The sequence below is a fragment of the Desemzia sp. C1 genome (assembly GCF_020882875.1).
In the GTDB taxonomy this organism is placed as follows: Bacteria; Bacillota; Bacilli; order Lactobacillales; family Carnobacteriaceae; genus Desemzia; species Desemzia incerta.
Genome location: NZ_JAJIZP010000003.1, coordinates 1,313,687 through 1,334,069 on the forward strand (window position 1 = coordinate 1,313,687; position 20,383 = coordinate 1,334,069).

General features: G+C 37.3%; 17 protein-coding genes. 9 read left to right on the forward strand and 8 right to left on the reverse strand.

What is annotated here, in order from left to right; genetic code table 11:
• Positions 1 to 167: 167 nt before the first annotated feature.
• Complete coding sequence (locus tag LMF32_RS06750) at positions 168 to 2,342, reverse strand: DNA topoisomerase III (RefSeq protein WP_230524281.1); 2,175 nt, start codon at positions 2,340 to 2,342, stop codon at positions 168 to 170.
• A gap of 284 nt (positions 2,343 to 2,626) precedes the next feature.
• Here LMF32_RS06750 and LMF32_RS06755 point away from each other — a divergent pair, with 284 nt between their 5' ends.
• Positions 2,627 to 3,733 (forward strand): IS4 family transposase, encoded by a 1,107-nt coding sequence (locus LMF32_RS06755; RefSeq protein ID WP_230523649.1) that lies wholly within the window; start codon positions 2,627 to 2,629, stop codon positions 3,731 to 3,733.
• 160 nt (positions 3,734 to 3,893) lie between these two features.
• Here LMF32_RS06755 and LMF32_RS06760 read toward each other — a convergent pair whose 3' ends face one another.
• A complete protein-coding gene (locus LMF32_RS06760; RefSeq protein ID WP_230524282.1) occupies positions 3,894 to 4,985 on the reverse strand; it encodes an AI-2E family transporter in 1,092 nt (363 codons plus the stop codon).
• Between the two features lie 376 nt (positions 4,986 to 5,361).
• Between LMF32_RS06760 and LMF32_RS06765 the strand changes: the two genes are divergently transcribed.
• Together LMF32_RS06765 and LMF32_RS06770 are read left to right on the forward strand one after the other, a co-directional pair.
• Positions 5,362 to 5,946: a YdcF family protein gene (locus LMF32_RS06765; RefSeq protein ID WP_230524283.1), complete on the forward strand. Its 585-nt coding sequence runs from the start codon at positions 5,362 to 5,364 to the stop codon at positions 5,944 to 5,946.
• Between the two features lie 376 nt (positions 5,947 to 6,322).
• Positions 6,323 to 7,162, forward strand: a complete 840-nt coding sequence (locus tag LMF32_RS06770) for a hypothetical protein (protein ID WP_230524284.1) — start codon at positions 6,323 to 6,325, stop codon at positions 7,160 to 7,162.
• Positions 7,163 to 7,345: 183 nt separating this feature from the next.
• On the opposite strand, the gene LMF32_RS06775 is transcribed toward LMF32_RS06770, so the two are convergent.
• Together LMF32_RS06775 and LMF32_RS06780 are read right to left on the reverse strand one after the other, a co-directional pair.
• Positions 7,346 to 8,395 (reverse strand): nucleotidyl transferase AbiEii/AbiGii toxin family protein, encoded by a 1,050-nt coding sequence (locus tag LMF32_RS06775; RefSeq protein ID WP_230524285.1) that lies wholly within the window; start codon positions 8,393 to 8,395, stop codon positions 7,346 to 7,348.
• The gene (locus LMF32_RS06780) at positions 8,385 to 9,131 is read right to left on the reverse strand and encodes a DUF6577 family protein (protein ID WP_230524286.1); all 747 of its coding nucleotides are present in this window, start codon (positions 9,129 to 9,131) and stop codon (positions 8,385 to 8,387) included. Before LMF32_RS06780 ends, LMF32_RS06775 begins: the two co-directional genes overlap by 11 nt.
• Before the next feature lie 465 nt (positions 9,132 to 9,596).
• Between LMF32_RS06780 and LMF32_RS06785 the strand changes: the two genes are divergently transcribed.
• On the forward strand, positions 9,597 to 10,397 hold the full coding sequence (locus LMF32_RS06785; RefSeq protein WP_230524287.1) for a hypothetical protein: 801 nt from the start codon (positions 9,597 to 9,599) through the stop codon (positions 10,395 to 10,397).
• Positions 10,398 to 10,468: 71 nt separating this feature from the next.
• On the opposite strand, the gene LMF32_RS06790 is transcribed toward LMF32_RS06785, so the two are convergent.
• A complete protein-coding gene (locus LMF32_RS06790) occupies positions 10,469 to 10,873 on the reverse strand; it encodes a type II toxin-antitoxin system HicB family antitoxin (protein WP_188204269.1) in 405 nt (134 codons plus the stop codon).
• 260 nt (positions 10,874 to 11,133) lie between these two features.
• Here LMF32_RS06790 and LMF32_RS06795 point away from each other — a divergent pair, with 260 nt between their 5' ends.
• Positions 11,134 to 11,856, forward strand: coding sequence for a GDSL-type esterase/lipase family protein (locus LMF32_RS06795; RefSeq protein WP_230524288.1), 723 nt, complete (start codon positions 11,134 to 11,136; stop codon positions 11,854 to 11,856).
• A gap of 56 nt (positions 11,857 to 11,912) precedes the next feature.
• On the opposite strand, the gene LMF32_RS06800 is transcribed toward LMF32_RS06795, so the two are convergent.
• The gene (locus LMF32_RS06800) at positions 11,913 to 13,031 is read right to left on the reverse strand and encodes a sugar diacid recognition domain-containing protein (RefSeq protein ID WP_230524289.1); all 1,119 of its coding nucleotides are present in this window, start codon (positions 13,029 to 13,031) and stop codon (positions 11,913 to 11,915) included.
• 168 nt (positions 13,032 to 13,199) lie between these two features.
• On the opposite strand from LMF32_RS06800, the gene LMF32_RS06805 reads away from it, so the two are divergent.
• Together LMF32_RS06805 and LMF32_RS06810 are read left to right on the forward strand one after the other, a co-directional pair.
• Positions 13,200 to 14,471: an SLC13 family permease gene (locus tag LMF32_RS06805; RefSeq protein WP_230524290.1), complete on the forward strand. Its 1,272-nt coding sequence runs from the start codon at positions 13,200 to 13,202 to the stop codon at positions 14,469 to 14,471.
• A 28-nt stretch (positions 14,472 to 14,499) separates the two neighbouring features.
• Positions 14,500 to 15,660, forward strand: coding sequence for a glycerate kinase (locus LMF32_RS06810; protein WP_230524291.1), 1,161 nt, complete (start codon positions 14,500 to 14,502; stop codon positions 15,658 to 15,660).
• 371 nt (positions 15,661 to 16,031) lie between these two features.
• Here the strand turns inward: LMF32_RS06810 and LMF32_RS06815 are convergent, their stop codons facing one another.
• Positions 16,032 to 16,955, reverse strand: coding sequence for a 1-phosphofructokinase family hexose kinase (locus LMF32_RS06815; RefSeq protein ID WP_230524292.1), 924 nt, complete (start codon positions 16,953 to 16,955; stop codon positions 16,032 to 16,034).
• Between the two features lie 232 nt (positions 16,956 to 17,187).
• Here LMF32_RS06815 and LMF32_RS06820 point away from each other — a divergent pair, with 232 nt between their 5' ends.
• Both LMF32_RS06820 and LMF32_RS06825 read left to right on the forward strand, forming a co-directional pair.
• Positions 17,188 to 18,498, forward strand: coding sequence for an NCS2 family permease (locus tag LMF32_RS06820; protein WP_092480215.1), 1,311 nt, complete (start codon positions 17,188 to 17,190; stop codon positions 18,496 to 18,498).
• A gap of 289 nt (positions 18,499 to 18,787) precedes the next feature.
• Complete coding sequence (locus tag LMF32_RS06825) at positions 18,788 to 19,489, forward strand: HAD family hydrolase (protein WP_230524293.1); 702 nt, start codon at positions 18,788 to 18,790, stop codon at positions 19,487 to 19,489.
• Between the two features lie 110 nt (positions 19,490 to 19,599).
• Here the strand turns inward: LMF32_RS06825 and LMF32_RS06830 are convergent, their stop codons facing one another.
• Positions 19,600 to 20,298, reverse strand: a complete 699-nt coding sequence (locus LMF32_RS06830) for a VIT1/CCC1 transporter family protein (protein ID WP_230524294.1) — start codon at positions 20,296 to 20,298, stop codon at positions 19,600 to 19,602.
• Positions 20,299 to 20,383 lie beyond the last annotated feature (85 nt).

The following is a 20,383-nucleotide window of genomic DNA, read 5'->3' on the forward strand; positions in this document are numbered from 1 at the left end:
ACCTCGATTTCTTTTATGTATTTAGCAAAGTTAATGTACCATTTTAGAAGACTAAAGTTAAGTTCAACTACAAAAAAGGATGCTATAGAGATAAAAAAACTCCTCTGGAAAGAGAAAATATTTACTCTTTCTTAGAGAAGTCTTTTTACTGTTAATTGATTTTAATTCTAGTCAAACTTCAAACCCTTCAATGCATCAAACAATCCATTGTCTTCAGGCTCTTCTTGTTTTTGTTTTTTCAAGTATTTCTGAACGGTCCGTTTATCGGCTTTTCCAGATCCGGATTGGTCGCGGCGTTTTTTGAACGCGGACAGTTTTTCTCGGTATCCGCATGTACACGTAAAGATTTGACCATCTCCTTCGCCGCTGAGGGACATTTTTTTCATACAGTTCGGGCAGCGTGCATTGGATTGACGAGAAACGTTTTTGCGGTAGCCGCATTCGCGATCTTGGCAGACCAGCATTTTGCCTTTTTTGCCGTTGACTTCCAGCATCGGTTTGCCGCAGTCAGGACAAGTCTTGGTCGACAAGTTTTCGTGTCGGAATTTTCCGTCAGTTTGCTTGATCTCAGTGACCAGTTCTTTGGTGAATGTTTTGATGTCATCCACGAACTGTTCTTTCTTCAAGTTTCCTTTGGCAATAGCTTCCAGTTTTTGTTCCCACTCGGCCGTCAATTCTGGCGATCTTAAGTCGGCTGGGACCAACTCTAATAGCTGTTTACCTTTTGACGTGACGTGGATGTTGTTGCCTTTTTTCTCGATCAAGAACGATTTGAACAATTTGTCGATGATATCTGCTCGAGTCGCAACCGTTCCAAGTCCGCCTGTGGCTTTCAATGTTTGAGTCAATGCTTTGTCTTTATGATCCATGTATTGACCAGGGTTTTCCATGGCGGTCAGCAAAGTAGCTTCGTTGAAGTAAGCGGGTGCTTTTGTCTGACCAGTGGTTTCATTGACGTAAGAAACGGTCAATGTGTCGCCAACTTTAATAGAAGACAAGGATTCACCTGAGCTGTCTTCTTTAGCGTCCCCTCTCATCGTCGCTTCTTTCCAACCCATTTTGGTAACTGTTTTCCCTTTGGCAGTAAAGCGTTCGGAGCCAATCGTTGCGGTCAACGTAAACTGCTCGTATTCGTGAGCAGGCAATAGTACAGCGAAGAACCGTTTCACGACCAAATTATAGATGTGGCGTTCTTTTGCGGATAGTTTTTGCAATGGAACGACTTGCTCGGTCGGAATGATCGCATGGTGATCCGAAACTTTTTGATCGTTCACGAATGAACCTTGAGCTTTTATCGGCTGGTTCAATAGCGTTTTAGCGATCGCTTTGTATTCTCCGTGCGCGCTGACTTTGATCCGGTCTTTCAACGTAGGAACGATGTCGCTCGTCAAATAACGCGAATCGGTCCGCGGATACGTTAAAACTTTGTATTGTTCATACAAGGTCTGCATGATGTTCAAGGTTTCTTTCGCAGAATACCCGAACGCTTGATACGCATCACGTTGCAGCTCCGTCAAATCGTATAAGGCAGGTGAAAAAGTCTTCTTCGATTTTTTCACCACATCGGTCACCACAGCGTTTTTGCCTTCTGTATGCTTCACGACTTGTTGGATCTTTTGTTGATCAAATGTTTTCGTATCATTAGATTGAGCGTCTTGCCAAATGAGTTTCAATGAGTGGTCTGTAGTAGCTTCCGCTCCATAGAACGTCTTTGGTTTGAACTGGTTGATCTCTTCCTCGCGCTGCGCAATGATTTGCACGACAGGCGTTTGTACGCGTCCGCAATTCAATTGCGCATTGTATTTGGTCGTCAACGCACGGCTGGCATTCAATCCGATGTACCAGTCAGCTTGGGAACGAGCAACAGCTGCTTGGAAAAGGTTCTCGTAATTTTTAGCCGGCTTCAAATTCTTGAAACCTTCTTTGATTGCTTTGTCGGTGATAGACGAGATCCATAAACGCTTCATTGGCTTGTTAACATTGGCTTTCTCGATAATCCAGCGCGCTACTAATTCTCCTTCACGCCCAGCATCGGTAGCAATAATGACTTCCGAAACGTCTTTACGTTTCAATTGCGATTTGACGGCATTGAACTGACTGCCGGAATTGCGGATGACCGTCAACTTCATGTCGTTCGGCAACATCGGCAAATCGTTCAAATTCCACGTTTTGTACTTTTGGTCATAAGTCTCAGGGTCAGCTAAGGTCACTAAATGTCCCAGCGCCCAAGTCACAATGTATTGATCTCCTTCAAAGTAGCCTTTCCCTTTTTTGGTACTGCCAAGCACACGAGCGATATCGCGCCCCACAGACGGCTTCTCTGCTAAAACTAAACTTTTCATGTTAGAACTCCTTTGGTGTTTTACTTATTTACTTAGTATAGCATAATCGGTGAATGGGGTATTGGATTCAAAGGTGTATTTAATCTCAAATATATTGTATCAAAAAAAGCCTATTAGTGGTGACTAGGCTTCCTTTCGAATTTAAATTCTTATACGTTACATCACTAGTGTTGCATGAAACATAATATGTTTCACAATGTTATGTATCCTATTCCAATATGCAAAAAAGTCCTTTATACTGAACTTGGATGACTTATCCAAGACCAATAAAAAGGACCCAACTTATGGATAAGTATAAACTAAATTCTGCTTTTAATAAATGGTTTTCGGCAATTAAGTTAGAAAAATTACCGATTCCTATTCGTGAAAAGGTTTTTGCCTTTGATAAATACCATAAGAAACTTAGTTTCTTTCGAGCTCTGCAGCTTTTTCTTCATGCGATCAATGAAGAGAAAGAAAGTCTCAGAGATATGGATACTGCTTTTGTTTCCAAAGAACTTCAAAAAGAGATTGGGATTGAAAGCATCAGTTATTCTCAGCTTTCTAGAGTTCTTCCCAAAATGGATTCAGAAATTCTTTTAGCTATTTTTTACCAGCTTCTCAGTCAGGTTAAAAATAAAATGCCCGTGGATAAGCGAAATAGTCTCTATTTAATTGACTCTTCGACCTTTTCATTGAATCAAAATCTTTATCAATGGGCTGATTTTCGTAAAACGAAATCAGGAGTTAAGCTTCACTTAAAACTCTGCTTTATGGATAATGACCATCTTTATCCAGATGATTTTACACTAACTAATGCGATTGAACATGATACAAACCAGTTGGAAGTGTTGGTCAATCAACCTGAGGCAACTTATGTATTCGATCGTGGTTACCTAGATTTCGAACGAATGGATAAAATGCACTGGAATGGTTATTTCTTTGTGACGAGAATCAAAAAGAATACAAAAGTTCATGTTTTGGAAACATTAGCAGCTTCCAAAGAAGACTCTATTATCAGCGACCAATTGGTCGCATTAGGTGCTCAAAACTATCTAACTTCCCGATTTCGTTTAGTGACTATTCAAGATCAAAAAGGGAAAGTTCTTCAGTTCATCACGAATCGTTTTGACTGTTCCTCTGCTGAAATTGCAGAAATGTATAAAGCTCGTTGGCAAATAGAACTGTTCTTCAAACACATTAAACAGCATATGACAATCAAAAAGTTTTTTTCAAGAAGCGAACAGGGAGTCGTAAATCAATTGATTTTAGCCTTGATTGCCAGTTTACTAACCTATTTGATTCAGTTAGAAACAAAGACTGGACAGTCTATTTTCCAAATTAAACGACTTTTTCGTTACCTCCTATTTCAACCTGCAGAAAAATGGATTGAACTTTTAGTGCCCAATTGACTACAATAAAACGTTGTTGTTGGATGCTAATGGAATCAGCTAAATAAGCAAAATTTTCTGGAAATAGTCATCCTTTGCGTAAGCATTCAATTTTTTTTACTTTTTTCAAGAAAATAATAATTCAGAATATTCTGACTATATTTATGCAACACTAGTGACGTTACATGGTTTGTTGTTTTCCAGCGCTTCGAGTGTTTTTAAGGTAAGTGATGGCTGTTTTAATGACAGCAAAAGCTGGAACTCCAAAGATGATTCCAACAAATCCCAGCATCTTTCCTGCCACTAATAAAATGATAATAATCGTTAAGGGGTGAATGGCTAAAGATTTTCCGACAAACTTTGGTGTCAGTAAATTAGCGTCTAATTGTTGAACAATGAGTATGAGTAAGGTTGTTAAGATAGCTGCTGTCGGAGAAATCGTTAAGGCCACAATGACTGCAGGCACACCACCGATAAAAGGACCAACATAAGGAATAAGGTTGGTGAACCCATTAATAATAGCTAATAATAACGTGTAAGGAACTCCAATGAATAAAAAGCCAAAATAGAGTAATACAGCAACAACAATACTTGCTAATCCTTTTCCGCTGATATAAGCGGTAATCACATCATTTGTCAGATGCAACAATTCAAAAACATGTTTTTGATACTTATCAGGAAATAGGTGGGTAATAGATAGTTGTAATTTTTTACCGTCATGGAACATATAAAATAAAATAATCGGGATTGTAATCAAGACAATGGTTAGGTTGGCCAGTTTTCCAATTATCGAACTGATGCTGGATGTGATATTAAATAAAAATGATTTGGACAAAGCGTTCAAAGAAATGTTTAGTTGATTCAAAGATTCTTCTACATTAACATTGTCCAATGAAGATAAAAAGGCAAGGTCTTTAGTTTGAGCTTCAATATCCGAAATAATAGTAGGGATATTATCAATTAGGTCGGATAGCTGATTCATAAGAAGAGGAACCATACTGATGATAAAAATAGCAGCTCCACTAAGAAATAAAACCATAACTAAGAGAATAGCGTAACTGCGTTTGATTTTTAATTTTTCAATGAGATTGATTAAAGGATTCAACAAGTAAAATAAAAATCCTGCACTTAAAACTGGGATAAACAATGTCGAAAACAAAACAAATATGGGTTGGAAAACAAAGCTTATTTGAGTTGCGTAGTAAACAATTAGAACAACGGCTAAAATCCACAGTGTCCAAAATAGTAATTTTGAAGATTTAAAAGTATTCATAAAATAGTGCTCCTTCTTAAGATAGTGTATTAAGTATAATTTTGTGTGAATTTAACTATAATTGGATCTGATAAGCATTAAACAGTGATCAAAAATAATTGATTAGTGATCATTCAACTATCTAGAAGAATAAGGGGATTGTCCTGCTAGATCAATATAGAGCTGTTTTTTTGAATGAGCAGCAGATAATTAATCAAATAATTCATTTGATAACTCTATTATAAGTTATTCAATCTACAATGTATCCAATAATTTCAGTTATTTCAATACGCTCTGATTTTCCTCCTTTATTATTTGATTGTTCTATCAGTTGCTTGATGTGAACCTTTTGTTTAATATAAGATTCAACTTAAAATACTTATTTGAGGAGAACGGAATGAAAAAAAGGAGAATCTTTATAAGTATTATTCTGTTTATTTGCCTGGTTCTTGGTGTAAGTTATCCAATTATTATGAATCATCTCGTTGTGGATGAAAAGCCGGTTCAATCAGATGTGATCATTGTGCCAGAGGGGCAAGAATATATCAGAGCGAATAAGGCTTCGGAGCTGCTGCACGAAGGCTATAGTCGTTCTGATAAGATTATTATTTCGCCTATGGTAGACACTAATGCAGAAATTTATGAAGAATTTGGTGTTGCATTTGAGCAAATCATTCCTGAGACTGAAGCTACCAGCACGTATGAAAATGCGGTTCATACGCTAGAAATCATGGAGGAAAACGGATTTGATTCGGCCATTGTTACATCTTCTGACTATCACATGCTGCGCACGAAAATGATTTATGAACGCGTCAATCGTGACTATGACTTTGAGCTGACTTTTGTGGCGGCTTATCAAGTTGTGGATGGTCAATTTGTTCCGTGGGATGAAGCAGGCGATGAATTAAAAGCAGTCGCTAAGAAAGAATTTTGGAAATATTGGGGCTATTTATTGGGATTGTATCATTTTATTGATGTGTAATTTTCTGATGCAGAAGGAGAATTACATGTTGATGGGATGGTGCTTTTTTAATAGTATATTTAAAGCTATAAATATCCATACGAGAACTAGAATTAGAAACAGTGTTATTATACTCAAATTGAAATTCAATATATAGGTTCGTAAATCCCAGATTTATATGGCTTATGCATCCAATCAAAAACATGAAAGGTGATATGATAGAAATACTTTGGTATTTCTTTGTTCAAAATACGGAAATTTAGTTTGAAAACCGCAAATTTGCAGGTAACAGTCTTTATAATCCGTACTTAAAGTAGTGTTTATAGGAGAGTAAGCTGGTAATATATAAGTTGAAAAAGAAATAGTGTTTGATGCAGTATAATGAGGATGTGAGCGAATGTTAACGTTAGAAGAATATATTTCTAAGAGAAAAAGAGAAGACAAATTAAATGAGTTTGATCTTGAAATGAAAATTCAAAATACTCAAGCTAGTATAAATTATGTATTTGAATATTTTAATCAATACTTGGATGAACTAGTGTTAGATGAGAAGATGGTATTGAATGAAGAACGGCTAGTAAAGTATAAAAAAAGCCTTAGAAAATTTGAGCCAAGCGTTCAAAGTTGGCTAGTGAATATTTATAAAGATTATGATGCACAACTAAACCGTTCGATAGTGAGTTATTTAAGCAAAGACATTCTATTTTATTTGCGTTATACAGATCAAGATTTCCCTAATATTTCTTATGAATATTACGCAGATTTAAAAAATAAGTATCCTTTTTTGACCGAGCAAACTGAAGACCTATTTTTGTTTATTAAGGATTACCATCGAATAAACAGTATTCCAGATACTAATAATTTAGAGGCTTATATCTCAGAAGAAATAGGTTGTTGGTTAAAAGAAACATGGGATAAATATCACGTGAATTTAGCTCTGTTTGCTTCAGATTATGTGAATTATTTTTCAGATGCGAAAGATTCATGGGATGCGAAACATAAAATTAAAAGCACAAGTAATTATCAAAGATATGAGTACAATTATCGACAACAGTACAACTTATTTAACATTAATTCATTATATAGAAAAATAGCTGATAAACCTTTTATGAAAGGGAAAAAGCAAGAACTTGAAATTTTGTTAATGTACAACTGGCTTCATAGTATTGAGGGTGATGAAGATTATTGGGACGAGTATGCTAAAAAAGTGCTGATCATGGACAATAAAGCTGACTAAAAACTTAATGTACTCATTACAAGTTTTTTAAAAGAATTGTGTACCACAAAAAAATAAGCCGCTATTCTTATGTCATATTAAATGGTATAAGAATAGCGGTTTGGGATTCTATATGAACTTACATGGATAGTTGCAATAAAAAATAAAGAGTATTGAAAGTAACTTTAGAAAAGAGTTAGAAACTTATTGAATCAATTGCTGAGTCTTAGCAAAGTAATAATATGCTTCCGGACTAAATTTTTTTATTTTAGCCATTTTATTAAACAATGGTTTTCCGATTAATTCAGGTAATGGCTGTCCAGGATTATACCTTTCAATGATTTGTTTATTATTTTTCAAGAGACTTACTAAATAGGCTGCTTTTGAAGCGCTGACAACTGCTTCTTCTACTATATAATTTCGATGGATTATATGTGATTTAATACGGCGAATACCATTTTCTAAGTTTAAAAAAATTTCTTTCTCGTTACTTCCTCTTCCACCAATAATCATAGCAGTTTTTAAAATATCATCTAAAACGTCTTCCTCATCTAGGTGCCACAATTGACGATAACTCAATTCCTGTTTAGCACATTTTTGAAAAGTACTCTTAACTTCTGCTAAGTTATTTGTTTGATCAAAAAGACTCTCAATATCAAAAAGTTGTTTGATAATTTCCATTTCCTTTCCCAAATTATAAGGGATTCCTGTTGTATTTGGGGCAAAAGCTGTTAATTTGTCTCCAAGAATATTCTCTATGTTAGGAACTGTTACGGTTTTCTTTGGTAAAACAGTTTCAATAAATGGATTTTCTATAGGTAGTTCAAGTAATTGATTGTAAGGAGAATCTTCAAAAAGTACATCTAGTAAGACATAAACTTCTGTTTTATCAAATGGAGATTCATAAAAAAACTTGTAGTGTGCTTTGGGAACTGCTGTTTTATATCGAATTTGTTCTTCATAATGGGTAAAGATAGAATCACGGATAATTCCATCTAAAATATTAATCAAACTTTCCTTATCTGTACTTTCAGAGAGAATAATGTCGATGTCAATTGAAAATCTTCTCATTTCCTGTAGAAGCAAAAGTAAACAAGTGCCGCCTTTAAAGATAAAGTCGAGTTGTGAATCGGATAGTTTTTCTAGTAGATAGAAAGCATGGGTGACTTTATCAAAAAGGTTGCGATCTAAATTTGTATACTCTTGAGTTAAATTTTCATACCATTCAGTTGTTAAGCTATTTTCAGATATCATTTTTTTCTTCTCCTTTCGATAAATTAAATTCTACTAGTCTTTTTTCTATACCTCTTTTTTTAGCGTAACGGCTCAGTGTAGAGTAGTTAATGTTATATACTTCAAGTACATTGGTGATAATCGTTTTAATTTCTGATTGACTTATTGGTAATATGACAGGGGTATTAATAACTAAATCAACAAGTAATTTTTCGAGTCTTGGAATATAATAACTACCTTCAATTTGGGATAGAGGTGCATCAACGTATAATCTTGTGATAATGATATTTTCTTGCTGCGGGGAAATGTAGTAATCATACATTTTCTGATCAGGCAATAAAAAAACGTTAGGAAATTCTTCATTCAAAAAATGAAATACAGCGTCTATAACATCAATTTCTACTTCTAAGATTATGTTTTTTGATTGGTACATATGATTTGAAAAGTTTGTCAACCATTGAGTAGAAAAAATGCTAAATTTTGCATATGGGAATCTGTCTTGTACCGATTTAGAAATAGTTTCTATTAACTCAGTAGCTGAAGGGATAAATTTTTTCTTTTCTTGTAAGGCATAAAAACCTCTTTGCGGACTATAAATAATATCCAGCTTTTTTAATTCATAGATTCTCCAGCGCAAAGTATTGATTTTAAGTGTAGGAACAAATTGCTGATAAAAATGCAAGAGTTCTTTTGTATTAACGGGTTGATTTGACTTTAAAAAAACTTTTAATTCGTCTATTTTTAATGCATCAGTCATGAAACCACTCCTCATTTACAAATTATTGGGTAATGATTATTAATAGACCCAAATATTTGATTATATTATATCAAATGTTTGGGTTGAAACACAACAACGACCCGAATATTTGGTAGATTCAATCTATTGCTAATCATAGTAAAAATAATGTAGAAGCTAATAAGTATTCTTTTCAAGCTATATCCAAGCTAAAATAGAAGGATTTCCCAATTGGAAAGGGTAGCCATTTTATTAATCCAGATTAATTTGGTTGAAGTAGATTGAGGAGTACGTAATAGAATAGAAGTAAATAACAAGCACTCAGAACTTTATTAACAGTCCTGAGTGCTTGTTATTCTAAAATTACGGGAACAAACGTTCGTAAAATGATTGCTTTTAAAGAATCAATGCAGTACATTAATAACAGAGAAACCGTTTGGTAAAATTATTTTCGATGAATGTTTAGATAATGAAAGGAGCGATAAAATGCGATATACAACATTATTAGCAACAAATTTACTTTCTCGAGATACAGCGGTATCCATTGATCTTGAAGATGAGGAACAAGATAGATTAGAAGAAGGTATAGAGTTTTTAAAAGGAGTTCAAATAAGAGTTCAGGGAGCAATATTAGAAGATGACGAATCTTATGACGAAGTTCAAGAGACTTTAAACCTTGTAGAAGCGGGTCAAGTAGATGAGATTTGTGAAATTTCAGGAATGCTTATCTTTGGTAAAGATATGGTTCAAGAAGGTTACAGTCCGTATAGTGTATGTGATGATTATTCTGGAGATTTAGAATTTGTTTATTCTATTCTAAAAGAATATGACCTCGAAAAAAACGGAGGGGAAACTAATAATATTTTTTACATTGAAGATATATCATGGAGCGATAATGTAGATTTGAGTGTCAAAAGGCAAGTAATAAAACAGTTAAAAGGTTTCATGATTAATATCTATAGCTTTCTACCAAATGTTATTTGTTTCTATACTGCTCCCACTGAAGAGTATAGAAAAGAAAAGGTATTAAGTGAACAACGAAATCGATTGATGGCTAAAAAATTTGAAACCATTATGAATGATGAAGATGCGCACTTAAATAGTAATGTAATAGATTTGCATAAACATATTGGTTTTTCCGAAGAGGAAATTAATGAGCGTTTAGGCAGAAGAAATTCGGGAGAATCATATCCAGAGGAATTCATAAATAAAGTGGAATATGAAGAGTTCTGTGATATGGATTTTGAAGAAATCGAGAACAGTAGATTAATGTTCAGAATGGTTTAACATTAAGGTGTAAAAAAACTGTTTCCATTAATGCAGGAAACAGTTTTTTTACAGGTTAGCTATCACTACTCTTAAACGCCTAATTTTTCTTTTAACGCTTCTGTAAGAGTTAATGAAAAATTGATACCTTGTTCATTACCGAGTTCATTTAGGTAGTTAGGAATTGTGAGAGTTTTTTTGACGACTTTATTATCATACTGTGCTTTATATTTTTTGAAATTTATATCCACTAGAGTTGTTATTTGAGCATCATTTTTATTGTATTTAATTTGATCTGGTAGTGGAAGTGGTTCTCCATTTTCTAATTTGTCAACACCTGCAAAGCCGATATAATCTCGAGCCATTGTGATAGCTTCTGCTAAGTCTTTGCCTTGCGTATAGCCTTCCATATCAGGTATTTCAACAAAATAGGGGAATTCTTGTTCTACATCAACGGTTATATAAGCGGGATAGACATATACCTTATCCTGAATCATTTTGAATCACATCTCCTTAATAAAAATGATCTATTAACACATTAATCTTTAGTATATTATACGTGTATGGCACGTGCTAGTAAATAATTTTTGTTTTTAGTGGCAGTAAGGTGCAAAAAATTACTACAATTAAAGTATGACGATGAGAAAAATTGATAGCTTAAATTTGATGACTATAACGTCTAATCAAGCTAAATCCTAGCAGTATCAACGTTCCTGCGTTACTATAGTAAGGAAGATTTGAATTGGAGGAAGTTAGTTTGTCGAAGAAGAATGTGTTTAGAGTTTCACTATTTTTGAATGTGGCGGTTATTGTAGCCGGAATTATTATTTTTTTAAATCAAGGTGGTTGGGTGTATTTGGCAAATGGACCAAGTAAAGTCTCAGCGGATCAGCCTAAAGTAGACCCGATCGTTGAAATCAAGCGAGATAATTTTGAGCTTGGGGACAAGCAATCTAAAGAAGTGGTGTTTGCTGGAGACAGTCAGACGGATTACTTCGAATGGGGCGAATATTTTGAAGGCATAACGGTCGCCAATAGAGGGATCAGCGGCGATACATCGGGCGGTTTATTGAAACGAATCGATCAAGTGACCGAGTTGAATCCTAAAAAAGTGCTCTTACTGATTGGCATCAATGATATCCAACAAGATATTCCTGTAGAGACTATTGAGAAAAATTATAAAAAAATTATCACTGCTATAAAGGAAGCTAACCCGGAAACACAGATTTATGTGCAAAGTGTCTTTCCTGTAGCTGGAGATTTGTATGAGAACAATCAATACAAACAAAGCAAACCAATCAATGAAACTGTAGCTAAATTGAACAAAAAGTTGGCTCAATTAGAAGGTGTGACTTTCTTGAATGTTGCAGAACAGTTTGGCAACGAATTGGCTGAAGAGTATTCCGTTGACGGATTGCATTTGAGCAAAGAAGGCTATGAGGTTTGGTTGAGTGAGATTGAGGAGTATGTAAAAGACTAATAAAATGAAGAGTGCTCAAAACGGTGATCAACGTTTTGAGCACTCTTTTTAATGGATTAAACAATTGTTGAACTAGAAAGACTTTCTAAAACAAACGCGGAATAAAGAACAACATAATCGTTAACCACTTTAGGGTCATAACCCGTGTAGTGTTGAATTTTATTTAATTTGTACTGAAAGGTGTTCTTGTGCAAAAATAACTTTTCAGCACTTTTTGCCACGCTCTTATTTGTTTCCCCATAAGTGAAAAAGAGAAGCTTTAATTCTTCTCTTTCGTCACTAGGAATTCCAGAAAGTATTTTATGAGAATAATGAGCCGCTTTTTCTTCTGACAACCCTGCATATAAAATTCCATTATCCATTTCTTGATACAGTTCCACCGTATGATTCGAAAGAATGGTCCATTTCAAAGCGTCAGCTGCTTGAATAAAAGATTGTCGTGCCTCTTTTTGAGATTCAGAACGTAATCCGATTCCAAAGCGAAATGGTAATGTTGTTTTAGAGTGAATTTCGTCAACTAACTGGCGAAGGATGTGTTGGACATTAGAAGTAGTCTCTTCTCTAAATAAGATGTACAGTTGATCGCTTAAAATCGTGAAAATATGCTTATGATCCAAAATAGCAGATTGTTCAATAATTTTGTGAAGATCATTCCTTAAATCTAAAGGAATTGAAGTGCATTTTCCGATCACGGCTACATGAGGAATCGAATAATCGTAACTAAAAGGATCAGGCGTGTCAGCAGCTTTACTAGAGATTTCCTGATGCAAAAGTGCACTGATAATGTGTCTGGAACGGTCTCTTTGTTTGCTGAGAATGTCTTTTAAGTAATCTTCTTTGATCAAGATCTCTGTCATTTTTTTGATGAGTTCACCATGTTGTTGTACTTTTTCTTTTTCACCAGTGATCCCAATAACGCCAATGATTTCCTGTTCAAAGTAAATAGGGATATTGATGCCTTTTTTACTCCCTGGGTAAGAGTAATCGGTAGCAATAGTGAGTGGGCGTTTCGTTTTGATTACTTCTTTAGCTCCGCCATGCATTTTTCCGATTCTATCAGGATCCGTACTAGCCATGATAATGGCTTGTTTATTCATGAAATTAATTTCTTGATGGATTATTTCTTTCATTTGCGTAACGATTTCTTGAGCCAATGGAGCAGCTAATTCCATCATATGATTCACCTCTTAACACTTAATAGTACTGCTTTGTTGTTCTATGTACCAAATAATCAGCCTTGAATCGTAGGTAATAAGTTCTGCATAACATAGAAAGCGGATTCAATACGCATTATACTATATTCAAGTAGAAAATGAACGTCATTATTTTTGGAGGGAATGTTAATGGAAGTACAAATTACCGCACTTGGAGCAATTATTGGATTAGTGATCTCGATTGGATTGATTTTTATTAAAGTACCACCAATCTATAGTTTATTAGTTGGGGCTTTATCTGGAGGACTTATAGGCGGAGCTAGTCTAGTCGAAACAGTAGAATTGATGGTGAGTGGAGCACAAGGTATGATGACTGCTATTTTAAGAATATTAGCAGCTGGAGTTTTAGCTGGGGTGCTGATTGAATCGGGAGCTGCAGAATCGATAGCTCAAACGATCATACATAAAATAGGGAAAACGAAAGCATTATTTGCACTGGCACTAGCAACCATGCTGCTCACTACAGTAGGAGTTTTTATTGATATTGCAGTTATTACGGTAGCTCCAATAGCATTGGTGATCGCAAAAGATACAGGGATCAGCAAATCAGCTATTCTATTGGCTATGATTGGTGGAGGAAAAGCAGGAAATATCATGTCTCCCAATCCGAACACGATTGCGGTTTCTGAGGCATTTCAGACTTCGCTGACTTCAGTTATGCTAGCAGGTGTGATCCCAGGTATTGTGGCTTTATTTGTGACGTACTTTTTAGCTAAGCGTTTGACGAAAAAAGGGTCTTTTGTAGAAGCCGTTGAAGTAGATGATTCAGCTAATACAAGTAAAGAGCTTCCTCCCTTCATCAAAGCGATAGCAGGACCTATTACAGCCGTTATCTTGTTGTCACTTCGACCATTAGCCGGCATCGTAATCGATCCAATGGTGGCTTTGCCTCTAGGTGGTATTATCGGTTCTCTGATTATGGGGCAAGCCAAACACCTTGTTGATCAAATGAATTTTGGCTTGAGTAAAATGTCTTCTGTAGCTGTCTTGTTGATTGGGACGGGAACCATTGCTGGAATCATTACAAATTCGACCTTAGGAGATATTCTAATTGACAGCATTAGTAGCTTGGGACTACCGATTTACTTGCTTGCACCACTTTCAGGTATCGTGATGTCAGCTGCAACGGCTTCAACAACGTCTGGTTCGATTGTTGCCAGCTCGGTATTCAGTAAAGTGTTGATTGAGTCAGGTTTCAGCGCTCTAGGTGGAGCGGCTATGATTCATGCCGGCGCAACTGTTTTAGATCATTTGCCGCACGGAAGTTTCTTCCATGCGACAGCCGGAAGCGTATCGTTGAGTTTTAAAGAACGCTTAAAATTGGTTCCTTATGAATCATTGATTGGACTAGTTATTACAGCAGTATCCGTTATTTTATTTGGATTGCTGAAAATAGCTTAAATAAATAATAGATAGAGAGGGCTTTAATATGAACATTGTGATTGCACCAGATTCATTCAAAGAAAGTTTAACGGCGATGGAAGCGGCCAGAGCTATTGAAGAAGGTTTTGCTTCGGTCTTGCCACATGAAAATTACTATAAAATCCCCCTGGCAGACGGAGGGGAAGGGACGGTCCAGTCTATTGTAGATGCGACTGGCGGTTCGATCAAAACTGTAACGGTAATCGGTCCTTTGTACGAGCCGGTGGAAGCTTTTTATGGATTGTCGGGAGATAAAAAAATAGCAGTGATCGAAATGGCTGCGGCTTCTGGTTTAGATAAAGTACCTATGGAAAAACGCAATCCTTTAGTGACAACGACATATGGTTTTGGGGAACTCATTTGCGATGCGCTTGAAGAAGGTGTGGAAGAGATTTTATTGGGTATCGGAGGAAGTGCGACCAATGACGGCGGTGCCGGAATGGTGATGAGTCTTGGCGGAAAGCTGTTAGACGAAACTGGCGCCTCGATTTCAGCCGATGGTCAGGGCCTTGGCAAATTGAAAAGCATCGATATCTCAAGATTGCATCCTCGCCTTAAAGAAGTTGTGATCAAAGTGGCTTGTGACGTCGAAAACCCGCTGACTGGGAAAAATGGCGCTTCTCATATTTATGGACCGCAAAAAGGTGGAACACCAGAGCAAATTGAATTGTTAGACAGTCATTTAGCTCATTACGCGCAAGTGATCAAAAAGACACTTGGAAAAGACATTGATCAAGTCCCGGGAGCAGGTGCAGCAGGGGGGTTAGGTGCAGGTCTGTTGGCTTTTCTGGATGCTGAATTGCAACGTGGCGGCGATTTGCTGGTTGAGATGCTGGGATTGGAAGAGCAGATCAAGCAGGCTGACTTGGTGATTACTGGAGAAGGCGGCATCAATCACCAGACGATTTTCGGGAAAACGCCAGTTGCTGTTTCAAGAATCGCTAAGAAACACGGCGTTCCTGTGATTGCTGTAGCAGGGACGTTATCAAAAGGATATGAAAGTGTTCATGACGAAGGAATCGATGCGGTATTTAGTATTCTGACGGAATTGAGTTCTCTTGATGAGGTTCTCGAAAAAGGGTATGAAAACTTGAAAGCAACAGCGGCTAATATAGCGAGTGTCATCAAAATAAGCAGAACTACTGAAATAACACCAAGGGAAAACTAACCTTGGTGTTTTTCCATTTTTATCGTGAACCAAATCAAAAAATAAAGAACAAAATAGTTTCTTTTTTATTCTTAAACAGACTTGTGCTATATTAAAAACACATCTAAAAGCATTATCCACTTTCATTCACTTGTAAAACTCACCTAGTAAGATTCCAATTAGTAACAACTCTATTACTCCATCGGATACTCCGTTTAAACCATTCCTTAACATTGCTGCAATAAAACCACACTCTCTAAGGCAACAAAGGTTTACCTGTAAAGGAGGCGCGCTATGGAAAAGAGAAGATTCTTCATTGGATTTGCAAACGGCCTTTTGATCTCCATTGTTTTATGGATATTGATTGCTTTACTGATCAAATTTTTGTTCCTTTAGTTGATTTTCTTGACCGTAACGACTTTCTGTAATTCGCGAGCATTATTGATGTCGAAAGTTGTGCTGTCATTGTATTGTACATGGTCAGCTGCGCACGCACTGGCGAGAGACAAGCATTCTGTCAGCGGCTGGTTGAGCGAGAGACTGCCTAAAAATGTTCCGACAAAGCAATCGCCGGCACCTGTATCATTGACCAGTTCCACCGGAGGAGTGCTGACCTCATAAACTTCACCTGCATGGCTGCAAATACTGCCGTCTTTTCCAAGAGACACGATCAAGTAATCGATTTTTTCAGACAGCTCTTTGATGTGGTCTAAAAAATTATCGTCAGTAGGAACCAATTCTTGGACTTCAAATCGATTCGGTTTGATGAAATCAACGCCTATTTCAACAGCCTTTTTCAAAGCTTCCCCCGAAAGATCGCACGCAATAAAACACCCGATTTTTTTTAACCGCTCCAGCAACACTTCTAAATCACGCAAATCAAATCCGGGAGGGGTAGAGCCGGCAATTAATACCATATCTTCTTTCTGAACTTTCTGCTCGACTTTTTCATACAGCAATTCGATATCGTAATCGGTCACGGTGAAGCCTTTTTCAGTGATCAAGATACTGCCGCCGATTCCTTCTTCCAGAATGACGTAGCTTTCTCGAGTAGCTTTGCCGTATACCTCCACAAAATCGTAGTCTATGCCTTTGTCCAATAGAATGTTTTCCAATTTGCCGGCATTGGTGGTTCCTGAAAATCCGAGCGCTTGATTCTTGACACCCAGCTGGTTCATGGCGTTAGAACCGTGATGTCCTTTGCCGCCAATATCGTAAGTCACTTTGCGCAGACGATTATTTTTTCCTTTGGTGAGAGTGCCTTCGAGAAACAACAACCGATCGATGGTGGGATTCAACGTAATAGTATAAATCATGGGAGCAGCTCCTTTCATATGGGTATTTCTGCTGTTATTGTAGCACTTATCCTATCTGTATCCAGTATGATATGTCCTCTGTGATTAAAAGCCTGTAAGATAGGGCTTTCATCAAATAAAATCCGTCAATTTTATTTACTTGAAGGGCGGTTTGATATATGATGGTTCAGGTTGATTTAGGAGAAAGAGCTGTTTTGTGCACTAATGACAGCTTAACTATTGGAGGAACATCATGAAGAATAAAATCACTTCTTATTTTGAATTGGAACAGTTACATACTACCGTTAGGCGAGAAATATTAGCCGGATTTACGACCTTTATTTCAATGGCGTATATCTTGTTTGTAAACCCGAGTGTGTTGGGAGCAGCAGGTATGGACGAAGGGGCTGTGTTTACAGCTACAGCTTTAGCGAGTGCTATAGGGTGTATTTTGATGGGGGTTCTGGCACGCTACCCGATCGCCACAGCACCAGCGCTTGGGATCAACGCATTCTTCTCTTATTCAGTGAGTGTAGGAATGGGCATTCCATGGCAAACGACTTTAGCTGCAGTATTTGTGGCGTCGTTGATTTTTATGCTGATTACTTTTTTCAAATTGCGTGAGCGGATCATTGAAGCCATACCGGCCGATTTGAAATACGCGATTTCTGGCGGTATCGGATTGTTTATTGCCTTTATCGGATTAAGCGAAGGCGGTCTGATCGTTTCAAATGAATCTACGCTTGTTGGGATGGGTTCATTGACTGTAGGCTCTACTTGGCTAACAATTTTTGGTTTAGTGGTAACGGCTATCTTGATGATCAGAAAGACACCAGGTGGTATTTTTATCGGGATGATCGCTACGATTCTGTTAGGATTGGCAACAGACTTGATTCAAGCCCCTGATCAATTGGTTTCAGCAGCACCAAGCATTTCTTCAACGTTCTTGGTAGCGTTGGACCATGTCGGTGATATCAATTCGATCCAATTGTGGGTCGTTGTATTGACGTTTTTATTGGTTACTTTCTTTGATACCGCTGGAACATTGGTCGGATTGGCAAATCAAGCTGGCTTTATGAAAGGCAACAAGATGCCCCGTGTCGGTAGAGCATTAGCGGCTGACTCAACAGCTATGCTGGCAGGTTCTTTATTGGGGACATCTCCTGTTGGGGCGTATGTCGAGTCTTCAGCAGGGATCGCTGTTGGAGGTCGTTCAGGACTGACAGCTGTGACAACGGGTATCTTCTTTATCTTTGGCTTGTTCTTTTCACCATTGTTGTCTGTAGTGACTCCGCAAGTAACAGCGCCCGCTTTGATTCTAGTCGGTGTGTTGATGACACATTCGTTGAGTCAAATCGATTGGAGCAAATTGGAAATCGCGATTCCAGCATTCTTGATTCTGATTGGTATGCCGTTGACGTATAGTATCGCAGACGGTATCGCAATGGGTTGTATTTTCTACCCGATCACAATGATCGCCGCAAAACGCGGAAAAGAAGTTTCACCAATCATGTACGCATTGTTCTTTGTGTTCGTTGGGTTCATGTGGATCTTGAACGTATAAGAGTAGAAAAAGCGAGCAAATGGTTCACTAGACCAGTTCTCGCTTTTTTGCGTTCCATTATGCGGTGATTTTTTGAAGAAAGGGCACGTAAAGTTCGGTTGCGTTCCGTTATCGGTGAGATTTTCTCAAAAAGGTAACGCAAATCCAATTTGCGTTACCTTTAAAGGGTTAAATTTGGTAAAAAAGCACGCAAATGGGATTTCGGTTCCTTTAGCAGCAAAAACTGGGGTTGCAATAGTAGATAGGCTCCCTATAATACGAAGTGGAATAAGATATAAGGCGGGATAAAGTGATTAAGGCAGTTGGATTGGATTTAGATGATACATTGTATGACAGGAATCAAGTATATGAGAAAACCGTTGAAGTTATGGAGCAGACCGTTCTTGAAACAGGGGTCTCATTTGAAGCATTCAACGAGATCTTTCAACAGGAATCGCAAGTTGAGTTTCAAAATTTTACGAAAGGGCTAAAAGGGGAAGTCGAGTTCAAAGTGGATCGCGTATTGTCTACCTACGAAAAATTAGGCCATCCTCTCAAATACAAACAAGCTCTCAAGTTCAACGAATTGTATCTTTACCATAAAAAACAAATCGAATTGAGACCCGGGATGGCGAAACTGATCGATTACCTTCAGTCTATCGATATGGAGTTGTTTGTGTTAACAAATGGTGCTGCTGAAACACAAGCGAGTAAGCTGCAGTATTTAGGGGTAGATAAGCAAATACCGGTTGAAAAGAATTTCATTTCAGATGAGATCGGCGTGGCTAAACCCAATAGAGAAATTTTTGATGTGGTAGAAGACTCTCTTGGGTTGGCAGGCAGCGAGATTTTGTACATCGGGGACCACTATGAAAATGACATCCTAGGTTGCATGAAGAACGATTGGGCAGCTGTATTTTACAACGTTAATGACGAATCGGTGGAAGACGAGGACGTTATTCAATTTTCCAGTGATCAGCAAGTTTATGAATACGTTAAAAGTTTAGTTTGATGATGAAGCAGTACGGTTAATCCATAAAAGTAAAGAAGCTGCCAGCACCTTTTTAGATGTTGGCAGCTTCTTTGCATGCAGATACTTCAAGTTGCTAAAGGTGATTATGGTTATCCGCCCAACACAAATCCGACTAAATAAGCGACAACTGCTGCTAGACCCCCGACCGTCAACATTTCCATGCCGGATCGCATCCAGTTGGATTGAGTGATACGTGATTTCACAGCACCTAAAGTAAATAAAGTGGTACCGGTCAAAACAGAAGCCAGCAAAAAAGCATTCTCCAGCAAGAAGGGGATAAATGTTGAAAGAATGTAGGCCAGCAAAGGAACCAAACCGAAAACAAAAAAAGAAAAGAATGTTACTAAAGCATTTTTTATCGGATCTTCTTCTTTGTGGTTATTTCCGTATGCTTGACTTGATAACTGATTCACAAATGGAGTCTCGTATTTAGCTAAAGTCGCAGCAATAGTTTCTGCGTCTTCTTTTGAGAGTCCTTCCACTTCATAGGCTTGTGTCATTTTGTGGACTTCTTCTTGATAGTTGCTTTTAATAGCTAATTTCGTTTGGTGGGTGATGCCTTCTTGGTATTCTTTTTCCGATTTGCTGGACAAATAGTCTCCAACTGCCATTGAGAAACCATCCGCTAATAGGTTTGAAAAACCTAAAATAATGACGATTTTGAGGGGTAAAGAAGCTCCTGCAACTCCTGATACGACAGCGAAAGTAGTGATGATCCCGTCCAAACCGCCGTAGACCATACTCTTAATGTATTCGCCGCCTTGAAATTGTTTGGCTTTACTTTTCATAAGAATCACCTCTTTCCTTGTTTTGTCAATTCCACTATAAAACGCAATGAGGCAAAATACAAGGATTATTTTGTGTAGTTTTGAG

What these genes read in the sequence shown, in the direction of transcription:
- LMF32_RS06790 (WP_188204269.1), bottom strand. Translation starts at nt 10,873, where the DNA reads ATGATTCAGGATAAGGTATATGTCTATCCCGCTTATATAACCGTTGAT.
- LMF32_RS06775 (WP_230524285.1), bottom strand. Translation starts at nt 8,395, where the DNA reads ATGATATCTGAAAATAGCTTAACAACTGAATGGTATGAAAATTTAACT.
- LMF32_RS06785 (WP_230524287.1), top strand. Translation starts at nt 9,597, where the DNA reads ATGCGATATACAACATTATTAGCAACAAATTTACTTTCTCGAGATACA.
- LMF32_RS06765 (WP_230524283.1), top strand. Translation starts at nt 5,362, where the DNA reads ATGAAAAAAAGGAGAATCTTTATAAGTATTATTCTGTTTATTTGCCTG.
- LMF32_RS06800 (WP_230524289.1), bottom strand. Translation starts at nt 13,031, where the DNA reads ATGATGGAATTAGCTGCTCCATTGGCTCAAGAAATCGTTACGCAAATG.
- LMF32_RS06755 (WP_230523649.1), top strand. Translation starts at nt 2,627, where the DNA reads ATGGATAAGTATAAACTAAATTCTGCTTTTAATAAATGGTTTTCGGCA.
- LMF32_RS06780 (WP_230524286.1), bottom strand. Translation starts at nt 9,131, where the DNA reads ATGACTGATGCATTAAAAATAGACGAATTAAAAGTTTTTTTAAAGTCA.
- LMF32_RS06810 (WP_230524291.1), top strand. Translation starts at nt 14,500, where the DNA reads ATGAACATTGTGATTGCACCAGATTCATTCAAAGAAAGTTTAACGGCG.
- LMF32_RS06770 (WP_230524284.1), top strand. Translation starts at nt 6,323, where the DNA reads ATGTTAACGTTAGAAGAATATATTTCTAAGAGAAAAAGAGAAGACAAA.
- LMF32_RS06750 (WP_230524281.1), bottom strand. Translation starts at nt 2,342, where the DNA reads ATGAAAAGTTTAGTTTTAGCAGAGAAGCCGTCTGTGGGGCGCGATATC.
- LMF32_RS06760 (WP_230524282.1), bottom strand. Translation starts at nt 4,985, where the DNA reads ATGAATACTTTTAAATCTTCAAAATTACTATTTTGGACACTGTGGATT.
- LMF32_RS06815 (WP_230524292.1), bottom strand. Translation starts at nt 16,955, where the DNA reads ATGATTTATACTATTACGTTGAATCCCACCATCGATCGGTTGTTGTTT.
- LMF32_RS06820 (WP_092480215.1), top strand. Translation starts at nt 17,188, where the DNA reads ATGAAGAATAAAATCACTTCTTATTTTGAATTGGAACAGTTACATACT.
- LMF32_RS06830 (WP_230524294.1), bottom strand. Translation starts at nt 20,298, where the DNA reads ATGAAAAGTAAAGCCAAACAATTTCAAGGCGGCGAATACATTAAGAGT.
- LMF32_RS06805 (WP_230524290.1), top strand. Translation starts at nt 13,200, where the DNA reads ATGGAAGTACAAATTACCGCACTTGGAGCAATTATTGGATTAGTGATC.